Source organism: Burkholderia sp. SIMBA_051 (assembly GCF_046534915.1).
GTDB classification, from domain to species: Bacteria; Pseudomonadota; Gammaproteobacteria; order Burkholderiales; family Burkholderiaceae; genus Burkholderia; species Burkholderia ambifaria.
The window spans coordinates 1-238 of record NZ_JAWRXS010000841.1 but is presented as its reverse complement, the minus strand read 5'-3'; the positions used below and the strand labels follow the sequence as shown (position 1 = coordinate 238).

Annotated in this window: 1 pseudogene; it reads right to left on the bottom strand. The window is 68.5% G+C overall.

Annotated elements, in window-relative coordinates:
* Positions 1-238, bottom strand: a pseudogene (locus tag SB771_RS36820) (LysR family transcriptional regulator); the annotation flags it as partial.

The following is a 238-nucleotide window of genomic DNA, read 5'->3' as shown; positions in this document are numbered from 1 at the left end:
CCATTCGTCTTCGAGCGCGACGGACACGAGGCCCAACGGCCGCCCCATGATGCGATACACGTTGACGGGCAGCACGCCGACGCCCATGCCCGCCTGCACCATCCGGCACACGGCGTCGAAGCCCGGCACGTGAATGCGCAGCTTCAGCGCCTTGCCCGCCTGGCGCGCGGCCATGTGGGTGCGCGCGTTGATCGAACTGGCCGAATGCAGGCCGACGTGATCGCTGTCGAGCGTTTCC